The sequence below is a fragment of the Streptomyces sp. NPDC057543 genome, assembly GCF_042801895.1.
GTDB lineage: Bacteria > Actinomycetota > Actinomycetes > Streptomycetales > Streptomycetaceae > Streptomyces.
The window spans coordinates 1-5,878 of the sequence record NZ_JBHVFF010000404.1 but is presented as its reverse complement, the minus strand read 5'-3'; the positions used below and the strand labels follow the sequence as shown (position 1 = coordinate 5,878).

The following is a 5,878-nucleotide window of genomic DNA, read 5'->3' as shown; positions in this document are numbered from 1 at the left end:
GCGGAGCACCGAGCTGAGGATCAGCCCGGCGCCGCGTACGACCGTGGTCGCCGGGTCGTCCGCGAGACGTACCGGAACACCGAGGCGGGCCGCTATCCGGTCGGTGATGTCGGGGCGGGCGGCGCCGCCCCCGGCGAGCAGCGGGCCCTTGCGCAGGGCTCCCAGGACGGCGCCGTGCCGGTCCTGCTTCCACATCTCCGTCACCATGTCCAGGACGGTACGGACGACCGCGGTGGGAGGCGCGGAGGGGTCGAGGTCGCTCACTCCCGTCTCGGCCTGGCGCGCGTCACGGACCAGTCCGTCGACGAGGAGCGTCGCCTCGGTCAGCTCGGCGCCGATGTCGACGACGAGCAGTGGGCCGCCGTCCTGCGGTCCGGCGCACGCGGCGGCGGCCCGCGCGCTGTCCAGGGCGATGACCCTCACCGGCCCGAGCGCGGCGATCAGTTCCTTTGCCGCGGCGCGGTGCTCGGACCCGGCGAGGACGGGGTGGCTGAGGACGATCACGGTGTCGGTGCGGTCCGCGCCCAGGGCCGTATCGGCGATACGGCCGAGCATCCGGCTGCAGGACACGGGGTCGACGATGCGTCCCCGCCGGACCGGGCGGCCGTGCCCCGGCTCGGCGCCGAAGTCGCCGCACGCCTCGGTGTCGGCGATGACACCGTGTCCCGGCATCCAGGCACGGGTCCGCGAACTACCCAGGTCGAGGGCGAGACCGCGGGTGAGGCCGCGGTACTCCCGGCGGACGGACCGGCCGAGCCGCTGTCCGTCGTGCGACGAATGCATCCGCCCCTCCTCCCCCTGCTCGCCACCGTGGCCGTTCAGCTATCCATGGACCCGCTGATAGCGAGGCATGGCCGAGCCCTCACTATGCAATAGGGAGGCAAAGAAAGCCACTCCCAGGCAAAATCCAAGGGCTCGGGCGTTGCGAGGTCTCCGTATTACCTCCGACCTCCGACGGCAGGTATCCGGGTATTGCCTCAGACCTCCGACGGCAGGTATCCGGCGATCAGTTCGGCGAACTCGTCCGGTGCGGCGATCCGGATGCCGAGGTCCTCCGCCTTGGTGCGCTTGGATCCGGCCTTCTCCCCGGCGACCAGGAGTGTGGTGCGCTTGGAGACGCTGGACGAGGACTTCCCGCCGGCCCGCTCGATCAGTTCGTTCATCTGATTCCGGGAGAGCCTCTCCAGTACGCCGGTCATCGCGCCCGTCACCACCACGGTCATCCCGTCCAGCGGCAGCCCGGCGGCCCCCTCTCCGTCCGTGGCGGCAGCCGCCTCCGTGCCTTCCTCGCCGGGTGCGGGCGGCGGCGTCGCGCCGGGCTCCGTCATGTTGACCCCGGCGGCCATCAGTTTCTCGATCAGCGGGGCCAGCTCCACCAGCTCCGCGACGACGCCCGCCGCCTTCTCCTTGCCGATCCCGTCGACCCGCTGGAGCGCCTCGGCGTCGGCCGCCCTGATCCGGTCCATGTCCGCGAAGTACCGGGCGATACGGCGTGACATGGAGCGCCCGGTGCCGCGTACCCCCAGCGCGCAGAAGACCCGGGAGAGCGGCTGGGTCCGTGCCGTTTCGATGGCGGCGAGGAGGTTGTCGGTGCTGGTCTCGCCCATGCGCTCCAGGCCGAGCAGCTGTTCCCGGTCGAGGGTGAAGAGGTCGGCGAAGTCGGCCACCAGACCGGCGTCGACGAGCTGGACGACCCGGGTGGCGCCGAGGCCCTCGATGTCGAGCTGGTCGCGGCCCGCCGCGTACGAGATGGAGGCGACGAGACGGCAGTCGCGGCCCCGGACACAGCGCCAGCGCTGCTCGCTGGTATCGATCTCGGAGCCGCACTGGGGGCACGCCTCGGGGAAGACGACAGGCTGCTCCTCACCGGTCCGCAGATGGGCGACGGGCGCCTCGATACGGGGGATGATGTCGCCCGCCTTGTAGACCATCACCCGGTCTCCCAGGCGCAGATCGCGGCGGGTGATGTCGGCCGGGTTGTGCAGTGTGGCGTAGCTGACGGTCGAGCCGTCGATCTCGACCGGTTCGAGCACGGCGCGCGGCGCGATGATGCCGGTCCTGCCGACGTTCCACTCGACGTCGAGGAGCCGGGTGACCTTCTCCACGGCGGGGAGCTTGTAGGCGATGGCCCAGCGCGGCGCCCTGGTCCCGGAACCGGCCTCGCGCTGGTCGGCCGCGAGGTCGGCCTTGATCACGATGCCGTCGATGCCGAACGGCAACGAGGCACGCAGCGCCGCTATGTCCTCGACCCGGCTCTGCACCTCCTCGACGGTGGTGGCGGTGCGCGGTGCCACGTCCGTGTCCGCCGCGGTGTGCACGCCGAGCCCGGCGACGTACTCCAGGACCTCGCTGTGCGGGAGTTCGGCGAGGGTGTCGGTCAGCTCGCCGCTGCCGGGGAGCGGCAGGGCACCGTAGGCGAAGAACGTCATCTCCACCGTGTACGCGCGGTCCTTGGCCCGGAGTGTGCCCGCCGCGCCGTTCCTCGGGTTGGCGAAGGGGGCGCCGCCGTGCTCGGTGCGCACGGTGTTGGCCTGCTCGAACTGCTCGTTCGTCATGAGGATCTCGCCGCGCACCTCGATCGTCACCGGCTCGGTGAGCTGCTCGGGGAGGCCGGCCACGGTGCCGATCGCGTGCGAGACGTCCTCGCCGGCGGTGCCGTCGCCCCGGGTGATCAGCCGCTCCAGACGGCCCGCCCGGTAGCGGGCGGCGACGGCCAGTCCGTCGAGCTTCGGCTCCACGCTCCACGCCGCGACGGGCCTGCCGATCCGGCGCTCCAGCGACGCCGTCCAGGTGGCGAACTGCTCGGCCGAGAAGACGTTGTCCAGGGACAGCATCGGCACTGTGTGCGGCACGTCGCCGCTCGCGGCCCCGCCCGCCACCTTGCCGGTCGGGGACGTCTCCAGCACCTCCTGCGGGTGCTTCTGCTCGTATGCGGCGATCCCCCGCACCAGCCGGTCGTACGCATCGTCGTCGAGCGTGCTCTCGCCGGTGGCGTAGTACGCGGCGGCGGCCTGCGACGCTTCTTCGACCGCGGCGGCGTAGGCGGCGGTATCGGCGAGCACAACAGCTGGGTTCGTCATGTCCCCCATCCTGCCGCCCACCACTGACAACGCCCTCCCAGCAGGGACGACGGCCCTCAGCCGGCCGCCTGAACCGTTCCGTCCGTCTCGTCGGCACCACCCACCGCGCCGGGCGCCGCCAGTGGGATCTGCGGCCCCGAGCACTCCCGCAGCCACCGCCGCAGCACCCCGTGCACCCGCTCGGCCCCCACCAGTTCCGTGCCCTTCGCCACCGGCGCCGACAGTTCCGCCGGCCACAGCAGGAACGGCCGGGACTGCTCGCCGCCCAGACCGCCGTGCGAGCCGATCTGCTCCTCGAAGGCGTGCACACCGCCCGTGTCCTCGTCGTACATCGAGTTCACCATGATGTCGGCGACGTGCGGGAAGGTGTCCGTGCGGCGCACCGCGGCCGCCGCGCCCGGGCCGAAGGACGCCAGCGGCCCCTGCCCGTCCTGCAGTTCCGACAGCGGAACCTCGATGCCCCCGCGGCCCAGGACCACCGATCCGTACCGTTCGCTGCGGACCAGTAGAAAGCCGATGCCGGGGTGGTTGGCGAGGGTACCGAGCAGCGCGGGACGGCTCCGGTCGAGCTGTTCGCGCGAGGCGCGTCCCTCGATGTCCGGGAAGGAGATCAGGCCGAGGTTGCCGGAGGCGAGGACGACCGGGTCGGACGGCTTCGCGCGGTGTTCCGCCTCGTCCTCCTCGACCGGCCGACGGTGCAGGGCGATCCGTACCGCGTCACGTGCCTCCGAACCGCTGCGGGTGTGCTGCGCCCGACGGGGCACGGGCAGCCCGCAGCCGGCCCGCACCAGGTCCTTGAGCGTCAGCCCGTACGCCCCCGCGAACGTCTCCCCGGGGCTCTGTCCGTGGTCGGAGAGCAGCACGATCCGGTAGGTGCGCGGGGTGTGTTCGGCGACCTTCTCGATCAGGGCTAGCGAGCGGTCGAGGCGCGCGAGCACCTTCTCCGCGTCGCGGCTGTGCGGTCCGGAGTGGTGCGCCACCTCGTCGTACGCGACCAGGTCGGCGTAGACGGCGGTGCGTCCGGCGAACATGTCCCCCATGACGGCGGCGACCACCACATCACGTTCGACAACGGTCGCGAAGGCCCGGATGAAGGGATAGAACCCACCGCGTTTGATCCGGGGCGTGTCCTTCCGTATCCGCGCCCGGGTCGACTGGCCGATCTCGCGGCAGACCTCGGCGACGAACGACAGCGCGGTGCGTACGGCGTTGGCCGGATCGGAGAAGTAGGCGAAATACCCGGACCTGGAACGGCGGCCCTTGCCGAGCCGGGCCGCCATGGACAGGACGAGCGCCAGCTGATCGGCGCCGCCGCTGAAGAGATTGCCGCGGCTGGCGCCGTCGACCGTGAGCAGCCCCCCGTCATGGGTGCGGGCGATGGCCCGGCGCTGGATTTCGAGGGCGCTCGCGGGGCGGCTGGAGACCATGACGTCGCCGGTCTCCTTCTCGTACCAGCGGAAGGCGGGGATGTCGTGATTGCTGCCGTGCAGGATGCCGAGCTGGCTGGCGCCGGTCTGGCTGGACCAGTCGGTGCGCCAGGGGGTGAGCCGATGGCCCTTCTCGTCCGCGAGCCAGTGCGCGACGGTCGGCATCAGGCCGGAGCCGGCGGCGCTGACGAGCACGTCGTGGCCGACGCCGTCGAGCTGGATGAACACGGTGCCGGGCGGTCCGCTGCGCCCGCTGTCGGCACCGCTGCGCCGTCTGCGGCGGTCGGCCAGCCGGGAGAGACGGCGCCGGTAGGCGTTGTCGTCGCGGACGGCGAGCGCCGTGGAGGTCGCGGAGGCGACGGCGGACATCACGGCCGCGACGACGACCGCGGTCTCCGGGTTGGCGGCGCCGCGCCCGTCCGGTATGAGCCGCAGGGCGAGCAGCAGCAGCGAACCGTTCAGAAAGAAGACGAGCATCCCGAGGACGAGTGCGGGCACGATGAGCAGCGCCCGTACCAGGACCGGCCAGACCAGCGCGGAGAGCAGACCGAACGCTCCGGCGCCCCAGGCCGCGGTGAACGCGATCTTGGTGATGCTGTCGCCGTTCTCCGACTGGAGCTGGAAGTCCGGCAGAATCCCGGCGAGTGCCAGCATCGTGAGCGTCGAGACCGCCCAGACCACAATCACCCGCATCAGGGCGTTGCCGGCTGTTCGCCATCGCCCGTCACCCACGCCGTTACCACCTCACGTTCGGACCCCGCCGTTCCGGGCCCTGACCCCCCAGTTTTTCACAGCGGGGCCGCGGACCGTCGGCGACAGCGGCCGGGGGGGACGGTCAGCAGCCGTCGTATCCGGCGGTCGGCATGGAGAGCCTGCGGTGCACGCTCGCCTTCGTGCGGGCGCTGTACGACGGCTCGTCGAGTCCCGCGATCTCCAGCCGTACGCCGCGCCGCTCGCACTCCGCGGCGAACTCCGGCACCGAGGTGAGGGCCCGCGCCAGCACCCGGTCGTTGGCGGCGACGAACGCCTCGACTTCGCCGCTCTCGACGTCCGTCCACAGGGCGTGGTGGTCGGGGCGCAGTCCGTAGAAACGCAGCTGCCGGGTGACGACGTATCCCTTGTCGGCGGCCCAGCGGGCGCACATGTCGTGCTGGCTGCGGGTGTCCACGAGGAACGGATCACCCTCGAGTTCCTCGAGCGGCGTGAGACTGGCGATGGTCGCCACCCGTACGTCCATTGCGTCCCCCATGGCCGTCCCCCGTGCTGGGCGTACCGGCGACCCTACCCCTCCGGCCCCCGCGCAAGAAGGCGCGTGCGGGGGCGGGAGGAGTGAGGGGGCGTGCGGCGTACGGACACGGAACGCCGGTGCGC

Annotated in this window: 4 protein-coding genes; all 4 read right to left on the bottom strand. The window is 72.0% G+C overall.

What is annotated here, in order from left to right:
* On the bottom strand, window positions 1-783 hold a 783-nt coding region (locus ACFU8Q_RS38285; protein ID WP_384463832.1), incomplete at its 3' end, for a rod shape-determining protein.
* A 194-nt stretch (window positions 784-977) separates the two neighbouring features.
* A complete protein-coding gene (gene ligA / locus ACFU8Q_RS38280; protein ID WP_384463829.1) occupies window positions 978-3,089 on the bottom strand; it encodes an NAD-dependent DNA ligase LigA in 2,112 nt (703 codons plus the stop codon).
* Window positions 3,090-3,136: 47 nt separating this feature from the next.
* Window positions 3,137-5,239: an alkaline phosphatase family protein gene (locus ACFU8Q_RS38275; protein ID WP_384463826.1), complete on the bottom strand. Its 2,103-nt coding sequence runs from the start codon at window positions 5,237-5,239 to the stop codon at window positions 3,137-3,139.
* A 103-nt stretch (window positions 5,240-5,342) separates the two neighbouring features.
* Window positions 5,343-5,756 carry a hypothetical protein gene (locus ACFU8Q_RS38270; protein ID WP_384463823.1) on the bottom strand — a complete coding sequence of 138 codons (414 nt, stop codon included), beginning with the start codon at window positions 5,754-5,756 and terminating at the stop codon, window positions 5,343-5,345.
* Window positions 5,757-5,878 lie beyond the last annotated feature (122 nt).